This is a genomic window from Pseudomonas corni (assembly GCF_057128765.1).
The window spans coordinates 242,267-265,819 of sequence record NZ_JBSKHW010000001.1; the positions used below are offsets into that span (position 1 = coordinate 242,267).

18 protein-coding genes and 1 pseudogene are annotated in these 23,553 nt (G+C 57.0%); 10 read left to right on the top strand and 9 right to left on the bottom strand.

The features are described from left to right. Nucleotides 1-4: 4 nt before the first annotated feature. Nucleotides 5-385 (bottom strand): histone-like nucleoid-structuring protein MvaT, encoded by a 381-nt coding sequence (gene mvaT / locus ACWKV9_RS01055; RefSeq protein ID WP_483834237.1) that lies wholly within the window; start codon nucleotides 383-385, stop codon nucleotides 5-7. 348 nt (nucleotides 386-733) lie between these two features. Between mvaT and purU the strand changes: the two genes are divergently transcribed. Together purU and ACWKV9_RS01065 are read left to right on the top strand one after the other, a co-directional pair. Beyond that, nucleotides 734-1,585, top strand: a complete 852-nt coding sequence (gene purU / locus ACWKV9_RS01060) for a formyltetrahydrofolate deformylase (protein ID WP_483834238.1) — start codon at nucleotides 734-736, stop codon at nucleotides 1,583-1,585. A gap of 22 nt (nucleotides 1,586-1,607) precedes the next feature. Further along, the gene (locus tag ACWKV9_RS01065) at nucleotides 1,608-1,802 is read left to right on the top strand and encodes a hypothetical protein (protein WP_483834239.1); all 195 of its coding nucleotides are present in this window, start codon (nucleotides 1,608-1,610) and stop codon (nucleotides 1,800-1,802) included. Here ACWKV9_RS01065 and gpgF read toward each other — a convergent pair whose 3' ends face one another. Further along, nucleotides 1,803-2,798, bottom strand: a complete 996-nt coding sequence (gene gpgF, locus ACWKV9_RS01070; RefSeq protein WP_483834240.1) for a glucosaminyl phosphatidylglycerol flippase — start codon at nucleotides 2,796-2,798, stop codon at nucleotides 1,803-1,805. A 560-nt stretch (nucleotides 2,799-3,358) separates the two neighbouring features. Between gpgF and ACWKV9_RS01075 the strand changes: the two genes are divergently transcribed. Further along, a complete protein-coding gene (locus ACWKV9_RS01075; protein ID WP_483834241.1) occupies nucleotides 3,359-4,843 on the top strand; it encodes a helicase HerA-like domain-containing protein in 1,485 nt (494 codons plus the stop codon). Between the two features lie 123 nt (nucleotides 4,844-4,966). Here the strand turns inward: ACWKV9_RS01075 and ACWKV9_RS01080 are convergent, their stop codons facing one another. Continuing rightward, nucleotides 4,967-6,442 carry an inorganic phosphate transporter gene (locus ACWKV9_RS01080; protein ID WP_483834242.1) on the bottom strand — a complete coding sequence of 492 codons (1,476 nt, stop codon included), beginning with the start codon at nucleotides 6,440-6,442 and terminating at the stop codon, nucleotides 4,967-4,969. A gap of 256 nt (nucleotides 6,443-6,698) precedes the next feature. After that, on the bottom strand, nucleotides 6,699-6,896 hold the full coding sequence (locus tag ACWKV9_RS01085) for a hypothetical protein (protein WP_483834243.1): 198 nt from the start codon (nucleotides 6,894-6,896) through the stop codon (nucleotides 6,699-6,701). Nucleotides 6,897-7,735: 839 nt separating this feature from the next. On the opposite strand from ACWKV9_RS01085, the gene pcaR reads away from it, so the two are divergent. The 5 genes and pseudogenes from pcaR to pcaD all read left to right on the top strand — a co-directional run bounded on the left by pcaR (nucleotide 7,736) and on the right by pcaD (nucleotide 12,530). Further along, nucleotides 7,736-8,578, top strand: coding sequence for a pca regulon transcriptional regulator PcaR (pcaR, locus tag ACWKV9_RS01090; RefSeq protein WP_483834244.1), 843 nt, complete (start codon nucleotides 7,736-7,738; stop codon nucleotides 8,576-8,578). 238 nt (nucleotides 8,579-8,816) lie between these two features. After that, a pseudogene (locus tag ACWKV9_RS01095) lies at nucleotides 8,817-8,918 on the top strand (CoA transferase subunit A); the annotation flags it as partial. A 52-nt stretch (nucleotides 8,919-8,970) separates the two neighbouring features. After that, the gene (gene pcaF, locus ACWKV9_RS01100) at nucleotides 8,971-10,173 is read left to right on the top strand and encodes a 3-oxoadipyl-CoA thiolase (RefSeq protein WP_483834245.1); all 1,203 of its coding nucleotides are present in this window, start codon (nucleotides 8,971-8,973) and stop codon (nucleotides 10,171-10,173) included. A gap of 188 nt (nucleotides 10,174-10,361) precedes the next feature. Next, complete coding sequence (locus ACWKV9_RS01105; protein ID WP_483834246.1) at nucleotides 10,362-11,651, top strand: MFS family transporter; 1,290 nt, start codon at nucleotides 10,362-10,364, stop codon at nucleotides 11,649-11,651. A 90-nt stretch (nucleotides 11,652-11,741) separates the two neighbouring features. Further along, a complete protein-coding gene (gene pcaD / locus ACWKV9_RS01110; protein ID WP_483834247.1) occupies nucleotides 11,742-12,530 on the top strand; it encodes a 3-oxoadipate enol-lactonase in 789 nt (262 codons plus the stop codon). A gap of 191 nt (nucleotides 12,531-12,721) precedes the next feature. Here pcaD and adeC read toward each other — a convergent pair whose 3' ends face one another. The 3 genes from adeC to ACWKV9_RS01125 are packed head-to-tail and all read right to left on the bottom strand — an operon-like array spanning nucleotide 12,722 to nucleotide 18,507. Then, nucleotides 12,722-14,188: an AdeC/AdeK/OprM family multidrug efflux complex outer membrane factor gene (gene adeC / locus ACWKV9_RS01115; RefSeq protein ID WP_483834248.1), complete on the bottom strand. Its 1,467-nt coding sequence runs from the start codon at nucleotides 14,186-14,188 to the stop codon at nucleotides 12,722-12,724. After that, complete coding sequence (locus tag ACWKV9_RS01120) at nucleotides 14,185-17,337, bottom strand: efflux RND transporter permease subunit (protein WP_483834249.1); 3,153 nt, start codon at nucleotides 17,335-17,337, stop codon at nucleotides 14,185-14,187. The genes adeC and ACWKV9_RS01120 overlap by 4 nt, the downstream gene beginning before the upstream one ends. Nucleotides 17,338-17,340: 3 nt before the next feature. Further along, on the bottom strand, nucleotides 17,341-18,507 hold the full coding sequence (locus tag ACWKV9_RS01125) for an efflux RND transporter periplasmic adaptor subunit (RefSeq protein WP_483834250.1): 1,167 nt from the start codon (nucleotides 18,505-18,507) through the stop codon (nucleotides 17,341-17,343). Nucleotides 18,508-18,757: 250 nt separating this feature from the next. Between ACWKV9_RS01125 and ACWKV9_RS01130 the strand changes: the two genes are divergently transcribed. Together ACWKV9_RS01130 and ACWKV9_RS01135 are read left to right on the top strand one after the other, a co-directional pair. Continuing rightward, nucleotides 18,758-19,390: a TetR family transcriptional regulator gene (locus ACWKV9_RS01130; RefSeq protein ID WP_483834251.1), complete on the top strand. Its 633-nt coding sequence runs from the start codon at nucleotides 18,758-18,760 to the stop codon at nucleotides 19,388-19,390. Between the two features lie 306 nt (nucleotides 19,391-19,696). Then, the gene (locus ACWKV9_RS01135; RefSeq protein WP_483834252.1) at nucleotides 19,697-20,560 is read left to right on the top strand and encodes a cache domain-containing protein; all 864 of its coding nucleotides are present in this window, start codon (nucleotides 19,697-19,699) and stop codon (nucleotides 20,558-20,560) included. Nucleotides 20,561-20,588: 28 nt separating this feature from the next. Here the strand turns inward: ACWKV9_RS01135 and ACWKV9_RS01140 are convergent, their stop codons facing one another. Both ACWKV9_RS01140 and ACWKV9_RS01145 read right to left on the bottom strand, forming a co-directional pair. Beyond that, nucleotides 20,589-22,097, bottom strand: a complete 1,509-nt coding sequence (locus ACWKV9_RS01140; protein WP_483834253.1) for an MDR family MFS transporter — start codon at nucleotides 22,095-22,097, stop codon at nucleotides 20,589-20,591. A 523-nt stretch (nucleotides 22,098-22,620) separates the two neighbouring features. Then, on the bottom strand, nucleotides 22,621-23,517 hold the full coding sequence (locus ACWKV9_RS01145) for a LysR substrate-binding domain-containing protein (protein WP_483834254.1): 897 nt from the start codon (nucleotides 23,515-23,517) through the stop codon (nucleotides 22,621-22,623). Nucleotides 23,518-23,553 lie beyond the last annotated feature (36 nt).

A 23,553-nucleotide genomic window follows, 5' to 3' on the forward strand; every position in this document is an offset into this window, starting at 1 on the left:
GTGATCAGCCCAGCAGCGTTGCCCAGCCTTCAACCTCGTCACCGCCCCACTTGGCTTTCCACTCTTTCAATGTCTTGTGGTTGCCGCCTTTGGTTTCGATGATTTCACCGTTGTGCGGGTTTTTGTACTGCTTTACTTTACGGGCGCGTTTGGTGCCGGTAGTTTTCACCACCGCGCCACGCGGGGCTTTGTTAACTTTGGACTCAGGATCGAGCAACGCAATAATATCGCGCAGGGATTTCTGATACTCGCCCATCAGGGTGCGCAATTTGCCTTCGAACTCAAGCTCGGTCTGCAATTTGTCGTCTTGTTTCAGGTTTTGCAGACGAGCTTGCAGCTCTTTGATGGCTTCTTCTGTTGCGCGGTATTCGTTGATCAGGGACATGAGGGTTACCTTATGTTGTGATGTTCGGGGTGTATGGACGCAATAATAGTCACAGAGTTTGTGCAAGTAAACATTCAAACACTGTTTATTTGGAATGGTTTCAAATAAATGCTTGCCGCGTAGCACTCGTTAAATTAATAGCGGCGCTTTAGGCAGGCAGGCGATCTTGAACATTATTGCTGCCGAAGAGGTATTTTATGACGTCATCAATGAGGCGTGGCCTTTACCTTTGGTTAGTCAGTAAGCGAGTTCGGCGTCATCTCGTCTCCCTTCACCGCATTCCAGTACTGCACAGTCGTTGAGTAGTCGCTAGAATAGCCGCCCTTGCGAAGTTCTGGAGTCTCCCTAATGCGCACTTTTCGTCTGGTGATTGCCTGCCCGGACCGTGTCGGTATCGTTGCCAAAGTCAGTAACTTTCTGGCCTCCTACAACGGCTGGATTACCGAAGCGAGTCACCACTCGGACAACCTCAGCGGCTGGTTCTTCATGCGTCACGAGATTCGTGCCGACACGTTGCCGCTGGAGCTGGATGCTTTTCGCGAAGCGTTCAAGCCCATCGCTGAAGAGTTTTCGATGGACTGGCGCATCACGGATTCGGATCAGAAGAAGCGCGTGGTGCTGATGGCGAGTCGCGAGTCCCACTGTCTGGCCGACTTGCTGCATCGCTGGCACAGTGATGAACTTGATTGCGAAATCGCCTGTGTCATCTCCAACCACGAAGACCTGCGCAGCATGGTTGAGTGGCACAACATTCCCTATCACTACGTCCCTGTGAACCCGGCAGACAAGGAGCCGGCCTTTGCCGAAGTTTCGCGTCTGGTTAAACAGCACGAAGCGGATGTCGTGGTGCTGGCGCGTTACATGCAGATTCTGCCGCCGCAGTTATGCCGTGAATACGCGCATCAAGTGATCAATATTCACCACAGTTTTTTGCCGTCGTTCGTCGGCGCCAAACCTTACCATCAGGCATCTTTGCGTGGCGTGAAGCTGATAGGCGCAACTTGCCATTATGTGACCGAAGAGCTCGACGCCGGGCCGATCATCGAGCAGGACGTCGTCCGCGTCAGCCATCGAGACAGCATCGAAAACATGGTTCGTTTTGGTCGGGACGTGGAAAAAATGGTTCTTGCTCGGGGTCTGCGTGCGCATCTGGAAGATCGCGTGCTGGTGCATGACAACAAGACTGTTGTGTTCGACTAAGCATTTGATGGAAAAACCGCCCATGGCTGATCCACTCAACAAAGCTACGTCCAAAGCCCCGCCTACAGTAGGTGAGGGCTGCCTGGGCCGTTACGATATCGATGAGCTGACCCCTGAAGATGGCGCCGAATTTGAAGGCGCCGCCGAACTGTGGCACCAAACTCATGGGTCTTCAGAGGTTACTGCGGATACTAAGCCGGACAGCCACGACGAGTGATCAGACGCGTTTCACGCGCATCAGCTTATTAAGCAGCGGGCGGCCGACCATCAAGAAAAACACCGGGCCGCCGGCGACCAGATAGAAGTAATACGTCACCGCCCGCCAGATTAGAATCGCAGCGGCGGCAGTCGACTTTCCTACCATTGGCGCCAGTAAGGCTGCAGACGTCAACTCTGCGGTCCCCGCGCCCCCTGGCGACAGGCTGAATTGCCCCGCGCTTAGCGAGAGCATTTGTACCAGAAATGTCCAGGCCCACTGGATATTGGCGCCTAACCCCTGGAGCGTCAGGTAAAGCACGCTGTAACGCAGCCCCCAATGCAAGCATGTCAGCACGAACACTTTGAAAAGCGTGCGGTGGGGCATTTTCCAGGTGTCAGCCAGTGCATCGCGAAAGTGCAGCAGCTTTCGGGCCCAGCGGGTACGCGTTGTCGCTTTGGTGTTGAAGCGTTTGAGCAGCAAGCCGTTCAGCAGAATGATCCGTCGGTGATAACGCGCGAAACCTGCGCAGGCCACCAGGCCAGCACCGATCAGCAGTGCGCTGACGATCAGCATCCACTCTAGTCGTTCGCTCAGGTTATGAAATAGCGCATAGATCAAAATGCCGATCAAGGCCAACAGGAAAAACACCAAATCCATGAGTTGGTCGGTGGCAAATGCAGCAGTGCTTTTTGCTGGGCCAATGCCATTACGCGACAGCAGTGCCACCAATGTCAGCGGCGCGCCACTGCCCCCCGGCGTTGCGCTGTAGGCAAACTCGGTGGCCATCACGATGCCCAGGCTTTTGCGGATGCCCAGGTCGATGGCGCTTTCCCCGAGCAACAAGCGTAAACGCGCGGTATTGCAGCACCATCCCACCAGCACCATACCGAACATGATCAGTAGCAAGTCGCGGGGGAAGGCGCGCAGGCGCTCGAACATTTCCGTGCCGCCCATAAACAGCGGAATCAACAATGCCACGATCATTGCCGCGACAAGCCATGCAAGTCGCTTCACGCAGCAGACCTCTGGCGGGATGCGGATATCAGCGCTGAAAACCAGATAACAGGCGCGCGGCTTTTTTCAATCGATAGCTGCAAAATAATCAACCAAGTAAATGCGGGAAGTTCATGGGCCATGCCTGCCGGGTATTAGCGCCGGGTCTGGCGTGCCAAGGCAGAGATTCACCTGACCGGTTTTTCTGGATGACTCATGGCGACTCATGAAGATTATGGGCGTTTCGGCCCATCGTTGGCGTGATGATAACCGTGCAGCGCCTGTTCATCACCTCGTTCGCGCAGACTGCCATCGGTCACGGCCCTCAGAATGGTCGCGGCGGCGAGGTGCATTTACGTCTGCGGGGTGTTTTGTCATGCGATGTGTTGACCACTGTAAATAATAGTTGTTCGGTCAGCAGCGCGCAGGCTGCCTGCTGTTTCAACAGGTGGAAGCGGTCTCGGCTAGAGTGAACAAAACGGCCTGAACGGGACACACCTGTTCGTAGGCGTGAGGCGGGGTTGCGCTCGCAGGATGTCGGCGTGCTATGAATACTCACTTTCAAAATGGCGGGGAATGATATGCCTGACTCTCAACAAATTGTCTTTGGCGCCAGTCTCGATGGGCAGCCGGTAGGCCAAGCGCTGCGTTTGGCTAATCGCCATGGATTGATTGCCGGTGCTACGGGGACTGGTAAAACCGTCACCTTGCAGCGGTTGGCCGAAGCATTCAGCGATGCCGGTGTTGCAGTGTTTGCTGCCGACATCAAGGGCGATTTGTGTGGGTTAGGTGCTGCCGGCAATCCCCAAGGCAAGATTGCTGAGCGAATTGCCAGCATGTCATGGCTGAATCATCGTCCACAGGGTTATCCCGTTACCTTGTGGGACGTACACGGTCAGTCGGGACATCCTCTGCGCACAACCTTGTCGGAAATGGGCCCGCTCTTGCTTGGTAGCCTGCTGGAGCTGACCGACAGCCAGCAATCCACGTTGTACGCTGCGTTCAAGGTAGCCGACCGTGAAGGGATGTTGCTATTAGACATCAAGGATCTCAAGGCGCTGCTCAATCACCTGCGTGAGCATCCGGAGTTATTGGGTGAAGACAGCGCCTTGATGACCACCGGTTCCAGTCAGGCGTTGCTTCGTCGTTTGGCAGTGCTTGAACAGCAAGGCGCCGAGGCGTTGTTCGGTGAACCTGCGCTACAGCTTGAAGACATATTGCAACCCGGCAGCGATGGTCGGGGGCGGATTCATCTGCTCGATGCCAGTCGTCTGGTACATGAAGCACCAAAGGTGTACGCCACGTTTTTACTATGGCTACTCGCCGAATTATTCGAGCAGTTGCCAGAGCGAGGCGATGCTGACAAGCCGTTGCTCGCGCTGTTCTTCGATGAAGCGCATTTGCTGTTTGCCGACACGCCCAAGGCGTTGCAGGAGCGCCTGGAGCAGGTCGTCAGATTGATTCGTTCAAAAGGGGTTGGCGTTTATTTCGTCACTCAGTCACCTAGCGATTTGCCCGACACCATTCTTGCGCAACTGGGACTGCGCATTCAGCACGGGTTGCGCGCGTTCACCAGCAAAGAGCAAAGGTCACTGCGTGCCGTGGCGGAGGGCTTTCGTCCCAACCCTGAGTTTGACGCGCTGGCGGTGCTTACCGAGCTGGGCACGGGTGAGGCCTTGGTCGGCACGTTGCAGGAAAAGGGCACCCCTGAGGTAGTCCGGCGTGTTCTGATCGCGCCGCCTCAGTCGCGAATTGGGCCGTTGAGCGAAGCTGAACGCGCCAGTTTGATTGCCCAGTCGCCGTTAGCCGGTCGCTATGACAAGCCAGTGGACCGGGAATCGGCCTATGAAATGCTGATGGCACGTAAAGTCGCTGCCCCAGATCCAGACGCAGCAACGGCCAAGGAAGAGGGAGGAGGTTTCGCTGATATGGCGGGCGGATTTCTGGGTGGGCTGGCAGGGCAGGCAATGAAGAGCGCAATGCGTACTGCGGCCAATCAGATCGGGCGGGACTTGGTGCGCGGTTTGATGGGGTCGCTGTTGGGTACAGGTAAAAAACGCAAATAAAGCCCTAAAACACTTGTGGGAGCGGACCTGTCCGCGAAGGGGCCAATACATTCGAACGCTATGTCGAGTGAACTGACTTCTTCGCGGACCGGTCCGCTCCCACAGGTTTGTATTACTTAGCTCTTACGCCAGCGCTTTGGACGCCAGCCAGAACAACCCGGCAGAGAGCGCGACAGTGGCCGGTAAGGTAAGGACCCACGCCAGCAGAATGTTGCGCACGGTGCCACCTTGAAGGCCGCTTTTGTTAGCGACCATCGTGCCTGCTACACCCGACGACAAAATGTGCGTCGTCGAAACCGGCAAGGCGAAAACGTTAGCGGCCGCAATGGCGCAGGCGGTGGTGATCTGCGCTGACATGCCTTGCGCATAGGTCATGCCTTGCTTTCCGATCTTCTCGCCGATGGTCAGTACAACGCGTTTCCAGCCGACCATGGTACCAATGCCCAACGCCAGCGCCACTGCGAAAATCACCCAGAATGGCGCGTATTCGGTGGTGGTTGTCAGGTCTTTGCGCAGCTTGTCGAGATCGGATTTCTCGCGGGCATCAAGCGTCGGCAGCTTGCCGACCTTGCGCGCGGTATCGTCCAGGCACAACAGGTAGCGGCGCACTTCGATCCGGTGTTCCGGCGAGATGGCGCGGTAGTCGGACACACCTTTCAAGTTGGTCAGAAGGGCGTCGATGGTGGGTTCGGTCTGTTCCGGATTGCAGCTGAAACGCTCTGGCAGATCACCCGTTTGCGATTTTCCCAACGCCAGATATTCGCCCAGCGTGGCGTTGTTGCGCTGATAGAACTGGCTCAAATGCTGAGTCGCATCACGGGTGCGTTCGATCTGGTAAGTGGTGCTGCTCAGATCAAGTACGAACTGCGCAGGCACGATCCCGATTAGCACCAGCATGATTAGGCCAATGCCTTTCTGTCCGTCGTTGGAGCCGTGTACGAAGCTGACCGCCATGGCGGAAATAACCAATACCAGGCGATTCCAGAAGGGCGGATGTTTCTTTTTGTCATTGCTCTTGCGGCGCATGTCGGGTGTCTTGTGCATATTCGACAAGGGCCGCCAGGCTTTCAGGGCAAGTAGCCCGAGTGCCGCGACGATGAAGCCCGCCAGCGGCGAGAACACCAGCGATGCGCCGATATCGATCGCTTTTTGCCAGTTGACGCCGTCTGACAGGGGAATGTCGTTGATCAAGGCGTTGGCCAGGCCTACGCCTAAAATCGAACCGATCAAGGTGTGGGAACTGGAAGCAGGGATACCGAAATACCAGGTACCAAGGTTCCAGGTGATGGCGGCTGCCAGTAGCGAGAACACCATCGCCAGGCCATGACCGGTATTAACGTTGATCAGCAACTCGACCGGCAGCAAGTGGACGATGGCATAAGCCACACCCACACCGCCGAGCAATACCCCGAGGAAGTTGAATACCCCGGAAAAGAATACAGCCAGATGCGGCGGCATGGCTTTGGTGTAGATGACTGTCGCCACCGCATTTGCGGTGTCATGAAAGCCGTTGATGAACTCGAAGGTGAGGACGAAAGCGAGGGCGAGCACCAGGCTCACAATTACCCAAGCATCCAGTCCGCTGAATAAATCGATCATGGAAGGTTTTCTGACCCGGTCTTAAGGGGGCGGGATTATGACAGAAAAAAAACTAATCGATAGGCACGCTGCTAATTGGTAGCAACCTGCAACGAAATTTCAGGCCCGCACACCTGTTGACTTCCAGTACGCAAGCAAAATACAAGCCCCCGCTCTTCAACAGTAGCTGGGACGGGAAGCCTTGCTTTAAACCGGGTTGGAGCGATAAGCGACCATCAGGCGAGGAAAAATTTATCGGCGCCCAGGGTCAAGGCAATCACGGCTCTTCTTTGAGCTCTTTTTCCATTTTTTGCAGCTCTTGCTGAAATGCTTGATCCAGCAGGCTAGCTCTTTTGCGCCAGGGTTTGCGTTCCGGCTCGGGTTGTGCGGCGTAGGTCGTGACTTCCCCGCCGTATACATCCTTGAAACGTTGTTCCTGGCGCTCTAGTTCCGCGCGCAGTTCATCTTTGGTCACGGTGTTACCTTATTTAGTTTGAATGGATTCTGGTGACGACGCGGGGGTGAGAAGTGTTGAATGTTGTCAGCGATCAGGCTGTTGGATAACTGCCCGGCGTGCGCTTTCAACCAATGAAATAATCACTTCTGCCACTGCGGCTACGAGCACCAGAACAACACATCTGTCGTAGCGACATTCTTTTTGGGTTGCCAGGCCGCTGGCGGATTGACCAGGCTTCTGGCCTGTCTATCGCTGCTCAATGCACACTCGCGAAGCATGCGTCGCATGATTGAAACCGAACCGGTAGGCACTGGCTGAATCACGTCGCAACGGTATAGCGCGTCAATTGCTCGCTACTATCTCCAAGACTGTTGAAAGTGTCAACCGCCCATGTTCGCGACTTTCTATTAGCGCAGAAACCTAATGTTTTTTTGTACGAAGATTCCGAAGTTACGGAAGGCAAAATTATGACGAAAGTTGTTATTCAAATGACAGGCACTCGAAGACAAATTTCTGGCGACATAATTTCAGTGCGAAGCACACGTCAAATGTTTTTGGCAGTTGTGTCAGGTTTCATACAAGTCATATTTCGCAATGCATTGAAATGACACGCAAGAAACAAAAACGGCCTCGCGGTTAGCAAGGCCGTGCCTGGGACTTCTCAGTGGGTACCTGACCAGTATTGCCAAGAAGCCACATAGCGGCGTGTAAAAGGTATAAGCAACGCCTCCACGGGTCAAATGCGATTATCGGTCAGTGGTTCGATAATCGCCCAAAACCTGCTTGCCAGCGCCTCACACAAAGGCGAGAGTGGTGATCTGTATGGCTGTGCAAGCCACGACGAACGGTATCGAGAAATGAACGATCAACTGCGTAATTCCTTTTCCTCACTGGCGCCGCCCATCGTAGCTTCACCTGCCAAGCGGATTCAGGCGCTCACGGGTGACCCGGATTTCATGACCTCACTGGCCCGTGGACTGGCGGTGATTCATGCATTCCAGGAGCGCAAGCGGCACCTGACTATCGCGCAGATCAGTCACCGCACCGAAATCCCTCGCGCCGCCGTTCGCCGGTGTTTGCACACACTCATCAAACTGGGTTACGCCACCACCGATGGCCGAACCTACTCGCTGCTGCCAAAAGTGCTGACCCTGGGGCACGCCTATTTATCGTCAACGCCATTGGCGGTGTCGTCGCAGCCGTACCTTGACCGGATGAGTAACCAGCTGCATGAGGCGTGCAATATGGCGACACTTGAAGGCGACGATATCTTGTACATCGCCCGCTCGGCCACCACGCAACGCCTGATTTCGGTAGACCTCGCCGTCGGCGGCCGATTACCGGCCTACTGCACGTCCATGGGACGGATTCTTCTGGCAGCACTGGACGATGTCTCGCTGCACGAATACCTTGATCACGTTGACCTTCAGCCCAAAACCAGCCGGACATTACGTACCGCTGATGCCCTGCTTGAATGCCTGCAGCAAGTTCGTCAGCAGGGTTGGTGCATCGTTGATCAAGAGTTGGAGCAGGGCTTGCGTTCTATTGCAGTGCCAGTCTATGACGCGTCTGGTCAGGTACTGGCGGCGCTGAACGTCAGCACCAGCGCTGGGCGCGTGACGCGCAACGAGCTGGAACAGAAATTCCTGCCGATCATGCTCGATGCCAGCCGGGATCTGAGTACGCAGTTGTTTACGTGAGTGAGTAGCCCTGTAGGAGCCAACTTGTTGGCGAGACGATCAATGCGGCGTATCGGGTAAATCTCTCGCGAACAAGTTCGCTCCTACAGAAATCGGAAGCTCGGCTTAAGTTGTTCGGTAATCGAACACTTAGTCGATTACCGGATTGTTCACCTCCACGCCCAGGCATAACCTCAATCTCATTCCAGCGCATTTCATCGCGCTGTTCATCATTGAGCGTATGAACCTGGAGCACCTCATGGTTGAAATCATTTCCCTGCACGACGCCGCGAAGCAATTCGTCAACGATGGCGACACCGTTGCGCTGGAAGGCTTCACTCATTTGATTCCTGCTGCGGCCGATATCTGGAAGCGAGAACCGCTGCCGCTTACGGTCAAGAACCGGGAGAAGCATGATGCGTGACGTTTTTATCTGCGACGCGATTCGCACTCCAATCGGCCGTTTCGGTGGGGCACTTGCCACGGTTCGAGCGGACGACCTGGCAGCGCTGCCAATTAAAGCGCTGATGGAGCGCAACCCTTCGGTGAACTGGAGCGAGGTCGACGAAGTGTTTCTCGGCTGCGCCAACCAGGCGGGTGAAGACAACCGTAACGTCGCGCGCATGGCGCTGTTGTTGGCCGGCCTGCCGGAAACTGTCCCCGGCGTGACGCTCAACCGCCTGTGCGCTTCGGGTCTGGATGCGGTCGGTACAGCGTTTCGCGCCATTGCCTGTGGCGAAATTGAGCTGGCGATTGCTGGCGGGGTCGAGTCGATGTCTCGCGCTCCGTTTGTCATGGGCAAGGCCGACACCGCTTTTGGCCGTGGCCAGAAGCTCGAGGATACGACCCTGGGCTGGCGCTTCGTTAATCCACAGATGAAGGACCAATACGGCGTCGAAACCATGCCGCAGACCGGCGATAACGTCGCCGCAGACTTCAAGGTCTCACGTGAGGATCAGGACGCCTTCGCCCTGCGCAGTCAACAGCGTGCAGCAGCAGCGCAAACGTCAGGTTTTTTTGCTGAAGAGATCGTCCCGGTTCGAATCGCCCACAAGAAGGGCGAAACGGTGGTCGATAAAGACGAGCATCCGCGCGCCGACACCAGCCTGGAAGGCCTGAGCAAACTCAAACCGGTGAACGGTGCAGGCAATACCGTGACGGCAGGTAATGCGGCCGGGCTTAACGACGGCGCTGTCGCGCTGATACTGGCATCTGCCGAAGCGGTAAAAAAACACGGCCTGACGCCACGGGCACGAGTGCTTGGCATGGCGAGCGCCGGGGTCGAGCCACGCGTCATGGGCATCGGCCCGGTGCCTGCAGTGCGCAAACTGGTTGAGCGTCTGGGGTTGGCGGTGTCGGATTTCGACGTCATCGAGCTCAACGAGGCGTTTGCCAGCCAAGGCCTGGCGGTGATGCGTGAACTGGGAATCGCTGACGATTCTTTGAAAGTGAACCCCAACGGCGGCGCTATTTCGTTGGGCCATCCCTTGGGCATGAGTGGCGCGAGACTGGTATTGACCGCCTTGCATCAGCTGGAAAAAACCGGCGGCACCAAAGGCCTGGCAACGATGTGTGTCGGCGTGGGGCAGGGGCTGGCATTGGCGATCGAACGATAAAACATCTTCTGCACATTCAATCACCCAGGTCCGCGACCGCCTCCACGAACAGGCGAATCGCGGGCTTGGGTGATTGTTCTTGTGATGGATGAGACTTACTGCTTAAGTCTTAGTGTTACTGGTTATGTCGTAGACTGGCAGCTTATGGCCGGCTTTAACCGGCTGTTTTCAAAACTGGGGAAAAAATAATGACAACGACTCACTACACCGGTGAAGAGCGGCGCAAGAGGATTTTTGCGATTGTGGGCGCCTCTTCGGGCAACCTCGTCGAATGGTTCGACTTTTACGTTTACGCCTTCTGCGCGATCTATTTCGCTCCTGCGTTCTTCCCGTCTGATGACCCGACTGTTCAATTGCTCAACACCGCTGGCGTGTTTGCAGCAGGCTTTCTGATGCGTCCAATCGGCGGCTGGTTGTTTGGCCGCGTGGCCGACAAGCACGGCCGCAAAAACTCGATGATGATTTCGGTCCTGATGATGTGCGCAGGTTCGCTGGTCATCGCCTGTCTGCCAACCTACGCGCAGATCGGCGCCTGGGCACCGGCGCTGCTGTTGATGGCGCGCCTGTTTCAGGGCCTGTCGGTCGGTGGCGAATACGGCACCACTGCGACCTATATGAGTGAAGTCGCGTTGCGGGGGCAGCGTGGATTCTTCGCATCATTCCAATACGTGACTCTGATCGGGGGCCAGTTGCTGGCCGTTTTGACCGTTGTCATCCTGCAGCAATTTCTCAGTTCCGATGAGCTCAAGGCCTACGGCTGGCGTATCCCGTTCGTGGTTGGCGCCATTGCCGCAGTGATCTCGTTGCTGCTGCGTCGCACGCTGAAAGAAACAACCACCGCTGAAGCCCGTCAGGACAAGGACGCCGGCAGCATCGCCGCCCTGTTCAAACACCACAAGACTGCATTCATCACCGTGCTGGGGTACACCGCAGGTGGTTCGCTGATTTTCTACACGTTCACCACATACATGCAGAAATACCTCGTGAACACCGTGCACATGGACCCGAAAATCGCCAGCTACATCATGACCGGCGCGCTGTTCCTGTACATGTGCATGCAGCCTGCGTTCGGGGCACTGGCTGACAAAATCGGTCGACGCAACTCGATGTTGTGGTTCGGAGCCCTGGGCACGTTGTGCACCGTGCCGCTGCTGATGACACTTAAAACCACCACTAGCCCAGTACTCGCATTCGTGCTGATCACTCTGGCGCTGGCGATTGTCAGTTTTTATACGTCCATCAGCGGTCTGGTCAAAGCCGAGATGTTCCCGGTGCAAGTGCGGGCACTGGGTGTGGGCCTGGCGTACGCCGTGGCTAACGCCATTTTCGGGGGCTCGGCTGAGTTCGTGGCTTTGAGCTTCAAGAACGCAGGCATCGAAAACACGTTCTACTGGTACGTCACGGTGATGATGGCCATTGCGTTCCTGTTTAGTCTGCGTCTGCCTAAACAACCTGCTTATCTGCACGAAGATCATTGATTGATCTGCGCGCGCCTGTATCCGGGCGCGCGTCATCCATACTTCAATTCGCTAACGATCACCTGAGTGCTCAAATAAAGAGGGGCTGCCATGGCTTTCGTACAACTTGATGACGGTGAAATGCACTACCAGATCGAGGGCCCGCAAGGCGCTCCGGTGTTGGTGCTGTCCAATTCTCTCGGTACAGATCTGCACATGTGGGACGCGCAAGTTGAGGCGCTCAGCAAAACGTTTCGGGTGCTGCGCTATGACACCCGTGGCCACGGCAAATCTCTGGTCAGCCAAGGGCCGTACACGATTGAGCAGCTGGGTCAGGACGTGCTGGCGCTGCTGGATTCTCTCAACATTGAACGTGCACACTTTTGCGGCTTGTCGATGGGCGGGCTGATCGGTCAGTGGTTGGGGATTCACGCCAACGACCGTCTGCACAAGCTGATCCTGTGCAACACCGCTGCGAAGATCGGCACGCCCGAGATTTGGAACCAGCGGATCGGGTTGCTGGAGAGTGAAGACGCGCAGGGAATGGTGACGCTGGCTTCGACTGCGCCGCAGCGTTGGTTCACGCCCGAATTTACGCAGCAGCATCCCGATAAGGTGAAAGCCGTGACCGACGTGCTGGCCGCGACCTCCCCGCAGGGGTATGCAGCGTGTTGCGCTGCGGTGCGCGATGCGGATTTCCTCAAACAGGTCGCCGCTATCACGGTCGATACGCTGATCATCTGCGGCAGCCATGATGCGGTCACGACAGTCGCGGATGGGCATTACCTGCAAAACCACATCCACGGCACGCAGCTATCCGACTATTACGCGGCGCACCTGTCCAGCGTGGAACTGGGGCAGGTATTTACTCTGCGCGTGACCGAGTTTTTGTTGAGTTGAGTCACACTCCGATTTTGTGGGAACGGACCTGTCCGCGAAGAAGCCGGTGGGTCCGATAGAAATGTGTCGATTGGCAGATAGCATTCGCGGACGGGTCCGCTCCCGCGGGTGCTCTGACCTCTCCCAAAATTAATAAGTGAACGGCCATAAAAAAACCCACCGATCGGTGGGTTTTTTGTTGCCGTGTTAGATCAGAACATCCGCATTTTTGGTACATCACCTGCGGTCGGTTGCTTCTGACCAGTCGGAGTCTGCTCATACCAGCCACCGCCAAGCGCCTTGTACAAGTTGACTTCGCTTGTCAGTTGAGACAGGCGATCAGTGATCAACGACTGCTGCGCGCTGAACAACGAGCGTTGGGCATCGAGGAAAGTCAGGTTGCTGTCGATCCCGATGCGATAACGTCGCTCGGCCAGACGGTAGTAATCCTGGTTGGCCTGCACGAAATCGCTCTGCGCCTGAAGTTGATCCTTGAACGTCTTACGTGAAGTCAAGCCGTCGGAGACTTCCTGGAACGCGGTCTGAATCGTCTTCTCGTAATTAGCCACGCCGATGTCCTTCTGGATCTTCGAGTAATCCAGGCTCGCCCGCAGGCTGCCAGCGTTGAAGATCGGCAGGTTGATCTGCGGCGTGAACAACCACGTACCCGAACCACCTTTGAACAGGCCGCTCAAGTCGCCGCTGGCCGTACCGGCACTGGCCGTCAGGCTGATGCTCGGGAAGAACGCTGCACGGGCTGCGCCGATGTTCGCGTTGGCCGCTTTCAAGTTGTATTCGGCTTGCAGGATGTCGGGACGACGCTGCAACAGATCCGAAGGCAGGCCCGGTGGCAACTCAGTCAGCAGGTCATTGCTCAGCGGCTTGGAAGGCGGCAGGTTCTGCGGCAGGGCTGTGCCGAGCAACAACGTCAGGTTATTCACGTCCTGAGCAACCTGACGCTCGTAGCGCGAGAGGCTCACGCGAGCGCTTTCTACCGAGGTGCGCGATTGCGCCAGATCCAGCGCCGAGGCCACGCCGACTTCACTGCTGCGCGAGGTCAGACGGTAACTTTCTTCAAACGCACCCAGGGTGTCCTGGGTCAGCTTGAGCAGTTCCTTGTCCGCCTGCCAGGTCAGATAAGCGTTGGCGACGCTGGCCACCAGGCTGATTTGCGTGCTGCGACGCGCTTCTTCAGTTGCGAAGTACTGCTGCAGCGCTTGCTCGCTGAGGCTGCGAATGCGCCCGAACAGATCCAGCTCGTAGGCACTAATGCCCAAACCGACCGAATACTGACTGGTAATACCCGCCTGGCCCGTTTGCGACAAGTCTGCCGGCACTCGCTGACGGGTGCCGCTGCCTTCTGCATTCACAGCCGGGAACAGGTCCGCACGTTGAATGCGGTACTGCGCCCGGTAGGCATCGATGTTCAAGGCCGCGACACGCAGGTCGCGGTTATTGACCAGCGAGGTCTGGATCAACTGCTGCAGCGCAGGATCATGGAAGAACTGACGCCAGCCTTGTTCGGCTGCCGCGACGTTGGCCGCTTGCGCCGGCGAGTAGGCCGGCCCTTGCGGATACTGTGCGGCGACCGGCGCGGCAGGCTGGTTGTAATCGGGGATCAACGAGCAGCCGCCGAGAATGAACGCGGAAACTGCCAGCGAGATCAGGGACTTGCTCATTGGCCAGCCTCGTCGTGTGGGGTGGTGTCTTTTGGAGTGGTATGTCGCTGTTTGCTCTTGAACAGTCCGGAGATCGATACAAAGAACAGTGGCACCCAGAAGATCGCCAGGACCACGGCGGTGATCATACCGCCGATTACACCCGTACCGATGGAGTGCTGACCACCCGAACCGGCACCGCTGGAAATCGCCAGCGGCACAACCCCAAGGATGAACGCCATGGACGTCATGATGATCGGTCGCAGACGCATGCGGCACGCTTCAATCGCCGCATCCACCAGACTCTTGCCTTGCTCGTGCAGCTCTTTGGCGAACTCGACGATGAGGATGGCGTTTTTCGCCGCCAGACCCACCGTCACCAAGAGGCCCACCTGGAAGAACACGTCGTTGGACAGACCCCGCAGGCTTGTGGCCAGGAGCGCACCGATGACGCCGAGCGGAATGACCAGCAGGACCGCAATCGGAATCGACCAGCTTTCATACAGTGCCGCAAGACAAAGGAACACCACCAGAATCGAAATGGCGTACAGCGTAGGTGCCTGCGATCCCGAGAGACGTTCTTCATAGGACAGACCGGTCCATGAGTAGCCGATACCCGCTGGCAATTTTTTCACCAGTGCTTCGACTTCATCCATGGCCTGACCAGAGCTGTAGCCTGGTGCCGGAGTACCCAGGATCTCCTCTGCCGGTACGCCGTTGTAGCGTGACAGCTTCGGTGAACCGTAGACCCACTCGCCACTGGCGAAGGCAGAGAACGGCACCATGTCACCTGCGCTGTTGCGCACGTACCACTTCTCCAGGTCCTCTGGCTTCATTCGCGCATCAGGCTGACCTTGCACATACACCTTCTTCACACGACCACGGTCGATGAAGTCGTTGATGTAGCTACCACCAAAGGCGACGGACATGGTGGTGTTGATGTCGGTCAACGACACACCCAGAGCGCTTGCGCGTTCGTCGTCGATCTTCAGTTGATACTGAGGCTCGTCGTTCAGACCGTTAGGACGAACGCCCGCCAGTATCTTGCTTTGAGACGCCAGGCCCATGAACTGCGCACGCGCTTCCATCAACTTGGCATGGCCTACGCCACCCTGATCCTGCAGATAGAAGTCGAAACCGGTGGCGTTACCCAGTTCCAGAACCGAAGGCGGAACCACGGCAAACGACAGTGCATCGCGGAAGGTGAAGAAGTGCGTCTGTGCCCGCTTGGCCAGCGCAAATACGCTGTTATCGTCGTCACGATCGGCCCATGGCTTGAGCAGAATAAACGCCAACGCAGAGCTCTGACCACGACCGGCGAAGTTGAAGCCGTTCACGGTGAAGACCGATTGAACCGCTGCCGATTCCTTGTCGAGCAAGTAGGTCCGCGCTTCGTCCAGCACCGCTTGTGTCCGGGCTGCCGATGAACCCGCTGGCGTCTGGACCTGGGCGAAAATGACGCCCTGGTCTTCTTCTGGCAGGAACGTGGACGGGATGCGCATGAACATCCAGATCATGCCGGCGAAGATCAGCAGGTAAACCAGATACGCCGGGATCTTGTGGCGCAGCATGTTGCCGACACCGCGTTCGTAGCTGACAACGCTGCGATCGAAGGTGCGGTTGAACCAGCCGAAGAAGCCGCGTTTAGGCTGACCGTGTTTCTCGTGGTCGATTGGCTTGAGCATGGTGGCGCACAGGGCCGGAGTGAAAATCAGCGCAACCAGTACCGACAGGGCCATCGCCGAAACGATGGTGATCGAGAACTGCTTGTAGATCACGCCTGTGGAACCGCCGAAGAATGCCATTGGCAGCAGAACCGCAGACAGCACCATGGCGATACCGACCAGCGCACCCTGAATCTGCTCCATGGATTTGATCGTGGCATCTCGAGGCGAAAGTTTCTCCTCTGCCATCACCCGCTCGACGTTCTCTACCACCACAATCGCATCGTCCACCAGCAAGCCGATGGCCAGGATCATGCCGAACATGGTCAGGGTGTTGATGGAGAAACCAGCGGCCGCAAGGATGCCGAACGTACCGAGCAATACGACCGGAACCGTCATCGTGGTAATGATGGTGGCGCGGAAGTTCTGCAGGAACAGATACATCACCAGGAACACCAGCACGATCGCTTCACCGAGGGTATGCACTACCCCGTTGATCGATTCGCTGGTCACTGGCGTGGTGTCGTACGGGTAAACGGCCTTCATCCCAGGCGGGAAGAACGGCTCGAGTTGCGCAACGGTTGCCCGGATGGCCTTGGCCGTGTCCAGAGCGTTGGCGCCGGTTGCGAGTTTGATCGCCAGGCCGGAAGCCGCCTTGCCGTTGATCTGTGCGTCGATGCTGTAGTTCTCAGCACCCAGACCGACCTTGCCCACATCTTTGATGCGCACCTGGCTGCCGTCGCGGTTGACCTTGAGCAGGATGTTGCCGAACTGCTCTGCGGTCTGCAGACGAGTCTTGCCGATGATGGTGGCGTTGAGCTGTTGGTCTTTGACCGCTGGCAAGCCACCCAACTGACCGGACGAAACCTGAACGTTCTGCGCCGAAACGGCAGTGCGTACATCGACTGGAGTCAGCTGGAAGTTGTTCAACTTGGCAGGGTCGAGCCAGATACGCATGGCGTACTGCGCACCGAAGACCTGGAAATCACCTACACCGGAGGTCCGGGAGATCGGATCCTGCATGTTGGAAACGATGTAGTTGGCCAGGTCTTCCTTGCCCATGCTTCCGTCTTCGGAGATCAAACCGATCACCATCAGGAAGTTCTTCACCGCTTTGGTCACACGGATGCCCTGCTGCTGCACTTCTTGCGGCAGCAGTGGGGTTGCCAGGTTCAGTTTGTTCTGGACCTGAACCTGCGCGGTGTCCGGGTTGGTGCCCTGGTTGAAGGTAGCGGTAATGGTCATGCTGCCGTCGGAGTTACTTTCCGACGACACATAACGCAGGTTATCGATACCGTTGAGCTGTTGCTCGATGACCTGAACCACGGTGTCCTGCACGGTTTGTGCAGAAGCGCCTGGGTACGTGACCTGGATCGCGATGGCAGGCGGCGCGATGGCCGGGTATTGGTTGATCGGCAACTTGAGGATCGATAGAGCCCCAACCAGCATAATCACGAGGGCAATTACCCACGCGAAAATCGGTCGGTCGATAAAAAATTTCGACATGAATTACTCCCCTTTACTACCTGCGGCTTTTTCGGTTGCCGGAGCAGCGGCCGGGGCGGGGTCTGCAGTTGTCACGTTCTTGGCGTCTGTGACTTTCACTTCTGCGCCAGGCTTGACGAATTGCAGACCTTCGGTGATGACACGATCGCCAGCGTTAAGGCCTTTCTCAACCAGCCAGTTGGTGCCGTCAGTGCGATTAGCGACCAGGGTGCGCAATTCAACCTTGTTGTCCTGATTGACGATCAACGCTGTCGGCGTGCCTTTCAGATCGCGTGTCACGGCTTGTTGCGGAACCAGAATCGCTTGAGCGGCTACACCCGATTGCAACTTGGCGTGAACGAACATGCCTGGCAGCAGGCGGTGTTCAGGGTTCGGAAATATAGCGCGCAAGGTAACGGAACCGGTGGTCTGATCGACCGACACTTCCGAAAACTCGAGCTTGCCTTCCTGGCCATAAACGCTGTTGTCCTCCAGTGTCAGCTTGACCTTGGCAGCGTTGTCACCGGCTTTTTGCAATTTGCCGGATTCCAGATCGCGGCGCAGGCGCAGCATGTCAACGGACGATTGAACGACGTCGACGTAGATTGGATCGAGCTGCTGGATGATTGCCATCGCATCAGTCTGGCCGTTGCTGACCAATGCGCCTTCGGTCACGGCAGAGCGACCGATTCGGCCGGAAATCGGCGCGTACACTTTGGTGTAGCGCAGGTTGATTTCGGCGGTCTGCACAGCAGCCTGAGCTTCACGGGCAGAGCCCACGGCGGTGTCGTATTCCTGACGGCTGACGGCCTGTTCGTTGATCAACTGCTTATAGCGACCGGCCAGCGAGTTACTCGACTGGAACGTCGCCTTGGCGCTGTCCAGGGTCGCTTGGTAAACCGATGGGTCGATCTGATACAGCTGCTGACCGGCCTTGACGTCGGCGCCTTCAGTAAACAGGCGTTTGAGAATGATGCCGTTGACCTGCGGACGCACTTCAGCTGCACGGAATGCATTGGTGCGCCCCGGCAATTCGGTGGTCAGGGTATAGGGCTGGGTTTTGAGGGTAACTACGCCGACCTGAGGGGGCGGTGGTGCAGCGGCCGCTTCTTCCTTTTTGCTGCATCCGCTGAGCAGCGATGCCAGGGCGACGGCAGTGACCAGTACGGTAACAGCTGGCTTGAATTGCATGTAGATCCTCGGGTCAGGAGCTAGCGCTCATGAAAGTGGAAAGGGCGAAAACGTTTTCCGGCTGGATAAGTAGCAAGCTAATGAATATACTTACGTTCACGGTTGTTTGTAAATACCCAGGCCTGCGACAATCAGGCGCAGCAAGTGACCTATAGCAAGGCTGGGACAAGGCGATACAAGGGCCGCCCGGCGAGCTGTCCAGGCCAACAGGCCGGACAGCATGAAGGAAATTCATCGAGGTATTACTGCCATGGTCCGACGTACCAAAGAAGAAGCCCAGGAAACCCGCAAACAGATCATGGAAGCGGCGGAACAGGCTTTTTACGAGCGAGGCGTCGCCAGGACCACCCTGGCAGACATTGCCGCTTTGGCGGGCGTGACCCGTGGCGCGATTTACTGGCACTTTAGCAACAAGTCGGATTTGGTACAGGCGATGCTCGACAGCCTGCATGAGCCGCTGGAGGAAATGGCCAAGAACAGCGAAAGTGAGGACGAAGTCGACCCACTGGGCTGGATGCGTAAACTTCTGGTTCATTTGTTTCAACAAGTTGCAATGGACCCCAAAACCCGTCGCATCAATGAAATTCTCTTCCACAAGATCGAATTCACCGATGAGATGTGTGACATGCGTCGTCAGCGTCAGATCATTTCTCTGGACTGCAACGAGCGCATTGCCCTGACGCTGAGTAATGCCGTACGTCGGGGGCAGTTACCTGCCGATTTGAATCCCGTACGCGGAGCGATCTGTTTACATGCGTATATAGACGGCATCCTAGGCCAGTGGCTGTTGGTTCCAGACAGCTTTTCACTGTTTGAGGAAGCCGAGCGCCTTGTGGACACTGTCCTGGATATGCTTCGCCTGAGCCCGGCCTTGCGCGGCTAGGGCACTAAACAACTACCGATCGAGTCCATGCGCAGGGCTCGAACGTCGATACAGGCTGCCCTGTTTATCAATCCGCTCGACTATAACTGCATGGCGCTTAGCCTGCATCTATACCTTGGTCCCCGCCGATTGAACAGTCGGTTTACTTACCTTTTACCTAATACCGAGCATCCTTCAGCCGCCCGACAGAATCCATGCGCGTAGAAGATTCAATGCATCAACGTCACGAATCCTTCCTCATCGTTATTCCCCGGCTACGCTGTGAGCCGAATGCTCCTACAAAACCAATAACAACGAGGGTCGGCGATGCTGCCTGTAACCAGAAGTCATGCTGTCAGAAAAGCCGTTGTCGCATTGCTCGCCTGTCTGTGCGCAAGCCAGCTGTGGGCGGCCGGTGACGAAGCGCAAGAAGCGCCCGCCGCCAAGGCCCTTTTGGAAAAAGCCGTTGCCCGGTACCGTCAGGAAGGAGACAAGGCGCTGGCTGAATTCAGCCGCCAAGGCGAATTTGTCGACGGCGAGCGCTATGTGTTCGTGACGGATACCAACGGCATCATGCTGGCCAGCGGCGGGCCATCGGTAGTGCTGATCGGCCGCGACGTGTCCTCAGTACTGGACCCGGAGCTGCAAAAAAGCTTCAAGCAAGTCCTGCAAACGCCGGAAAGTGCGGGTGTTCAACAGGCCGAATATCGCTGGCAGAACTGGGCAGACGGAAAAATCGAGCGCAAGCGTGTTTACTTTCAGCGCGTGGCCAATCGTGTGCTAGCGGTCGGTTACTACCTGCCCCGAGCAGCACCGGCGCAAGCCAAGGCGCTACTCGATAAAGCATCCAAAGCGCTGGTTGCAGACGAGAAGGGTACCCTTGATGCGATCAACAGCTTGAAGGGCGGATTCCTGCAGGACGATCTCTACGTATTCGTGGTCAACACCGACACCAAACGCTACGTCGCCCACGGCACCAATTTGAGGCTGGTGAACACTGACTTCAGCAAGGTCAAGGACCCCGAAGGCAAGCCCGTGGGCCTGCCGATGCTGGAAATACTCAAGAAGCAGAGTGAAGGCGAATACGAATACCGTTGGCGTAATCCAGTCACTAGCAAGATCGAGCACAAGCACGCTTACATGCGCAAAGTGGGTAACTTTCTGGTTGCTGTCGGTTACTACAACGGCTGAGCGAGGACGTAAATCCCCGCTCAGCGCTTTAGCGATCCTTGTCGCCCCGACCGCGCAACAGGTGATTAGGCATCGACGCTGCGGCGGCCAGACCTAATAAGGAGACTGCCGCGCTGACCAGCAATAATTGCTGGAACGTTGTCGCCAGTTGGCCACGCAGCAACTCAAGGGCTGGCCCACTCGCGGCGTGCAAGCTGTCCATCAGCACGTTGCCGGATGCGCCTTCGCCCGCGATTGGACCGCTACCAGGATTGGCCACGCCCGAACCTGCCAGCATCGCCAACAACAATGCGGACATCGACGCGACGCCGACAGCGCCGCCCAACGACCGAAACAGATTGGTGGTACTGGTCGCCACGCCCATGTCTTTGGCTTCGACCGAATTCTGCGTGCCCACCAGCGACGTCGGGAACTGCAGCCCGCTGGCAATCCCGGTCAACACCATGAAAAGACCCGTCAACACTACCGATTGCGGCGGCGTGAACGCAATGCCCGCGATAGCCAGCGGCATCAACAGCGCGCCGGTAAAAATGATCGGCTTGTAGCGCCCGGTCAGCGAAGTGCGACGCCCACCAAAATAAGCACCCATCGGCATACCGATTGCCAGCGGCATCAGATGCAGCGCAGCACTGTCCGCGCCGCCACCGGTCACCGTCTGAAAACGCAACGGCAGCAGCACGATCAGCGAGATCGCCTGAAAACTGGTGAAGAAAATCGTGCACCAGCACAGTACTGCGCTGCGATTGGTGAACAGGTGCATCGGCAGCAGCGGCTCGGCGGTACGGCGTTCGTAGATCACGAACAACGCCAGCGCAAGCAAGGCCACGCCCAGCTGAGCAAGCACCCCTTGATCGCGCCAACTGTGCCCCTGGCCGATTTCAGTGATACCCAAAAGCAATGCGGTCAGGCCGATAATCATCAACACGGTGCCGAGGTAGTCGATTATCGGTTTGCGCTGCGGTATCGGCAGGCCTACCAGCGTCTTGCGCGCCACCCACCAAGCGGCGAGGCCCAGTGGCAGATTGATGAAGAACACCCAGCGCCACGACACGTATTCAGTCATGAAACCGCCGAGCACGGGGCCGGCGACGCTGGCGGCCGCGTACATCCCGCTGAAGTATCCCTGATAGCGACCACGTTCGCGGGGTGGAACGATATCGCCGATGATCGCCTGACTGACCGACACCATGCCGCCTGCACCGATGCCCTGCAGCACTCTGGCCAGAACCAGCTGCTCCATGCTTTGCGCCATGCCGCAGAAAAGCGACGCCACCGTGAACGTGCCCAGCCCAAACAGCATCAGGCGCCGGCGGCCATACAAGTCGCCCAATTTGCCGTAGATAGGCACGGCCACAGTCAACGCCACCATGTAGGCGGAGATTACCCAGGCAAGGAGGTCGAAGTCATTGAATTGAGCGGAAATGGCCGGCATCGAGACCGCAACAATGGTCTGATCCAGCGCACTGAGAAAAACGGCCATCATCAGCGCGAACAAGACGCTGCGGATGTCCGGTCTGGTTTGATTGAGACTGGTCAAGACAGGAACCCAAACTGACAGATTGTCCCGCTGAAATGTCAGCGGGAAAGGTCGTTCAGTCTAGTCCGTTAGCATGCTAATCGATAGCTGCCTTCGTCGTTGTGACCACCCGTTAGGGGTATGACTTACCGCAGCGCACTAAAGCTTGCAGCCGTTGGCATGCAGTGCCCAAACGTGCAAACCGCTACACGTGGAGTCTGGCGTAGCTGCTCGATTCGATAGGCGCCTGCACCGTACAGGGACAGTACAAACGTGACAGCCAGTACATAAACGCATTGTCTTTTTATTGTAGTTTTCATGCTGGGTACCTCGATCCGACTTAAAAAGATTTTTAAACGGGACAAGGTGAGTGTAGGCCTGTATCAGGATGATGCCATGCCGCTGGCACATTGAATGTTTGTATCGACGCGAGGCTTGAGCTGAAAAAATGACCTTTCTGTAGGAGCGAATTCATTCGCGAGCATGGCTGGAACGCCGAAAATTCAAGCGCGCTCCGTCTAGCCTCTCGCGAATAAATTCGCTCCTACAGAGCCGCTTCCTCTCTGGCTGACGCCTGCGCAAGCAGCCAGTCAATTAACTCCTGCAACTGCGGCGGTGCGCCAGCGCGATTGGGATACACGAAGTAATACGCCGCGCCCGTCCGGACTTTCAGATCGAACGGCATCACCAGACGCCCCGCACTCAAGTCCTCGCCGATCAAAGCCCAGTCGCCAATCGCAACGCCTGAGCCCTGGGACGCCACCGTCATCGCCAAATCCAGCGTGTCGAAGTGCTGACCTTTGCCGATGTTACTCAGCGTCGTGCCCGCGACTTTCAACCACTGCTCCCAATCGCGCTGGTCCCGGGTGGGGTGCAGCAGCATGTGCTGTTCCAGATCGCTCAATGCAGCGAGCGGTTGCGGGCCGTCGAGTAGTTGTTGCGAGCAGACCGGAGTCAGTTGTTCGTCGAAAATGTGATGAACCTTCATCGAGCCGTCTGGGCGGGCGCCATACACCACAGCCGCATCGAACTCTTCACGGCGAAAATCCACCGCATGCTGCACCGTAGTGGTTAATTCCACCGGCACGTCCGGGCGCTCCTTCTGCCATTGCAGCAAACGCGGGAGCAACCAACGCATCATGCAGGTCGGCGCCTTGAGTTGCAGTGCCTCGCGCTTGACCCCGACCTGATCCACCGCCTCATCGATCAGCGCGAAGATCTGCTGAATCCTTGGAAACAGCTCACGCCCCTGAGCGGTCAGGCTCAAGCCTCGCGCCTGACGTTGAAAAAGGCTGTAGCCCAGATGGCTTTCCAGCCCGGAAATCTGCCGACTGACCGCGCCCTGGGTGATGTGCAGCAGCTCGGCAGCACGCGTGAAATTGCAGCACTGAGCCGTGATCAGAAAAGTGTGCAGCGCGGGGAGGGGAGGCAGCCGTTTCATGGGTGGGCGCAGGCATGAGTTGAGAACATGCCTAAG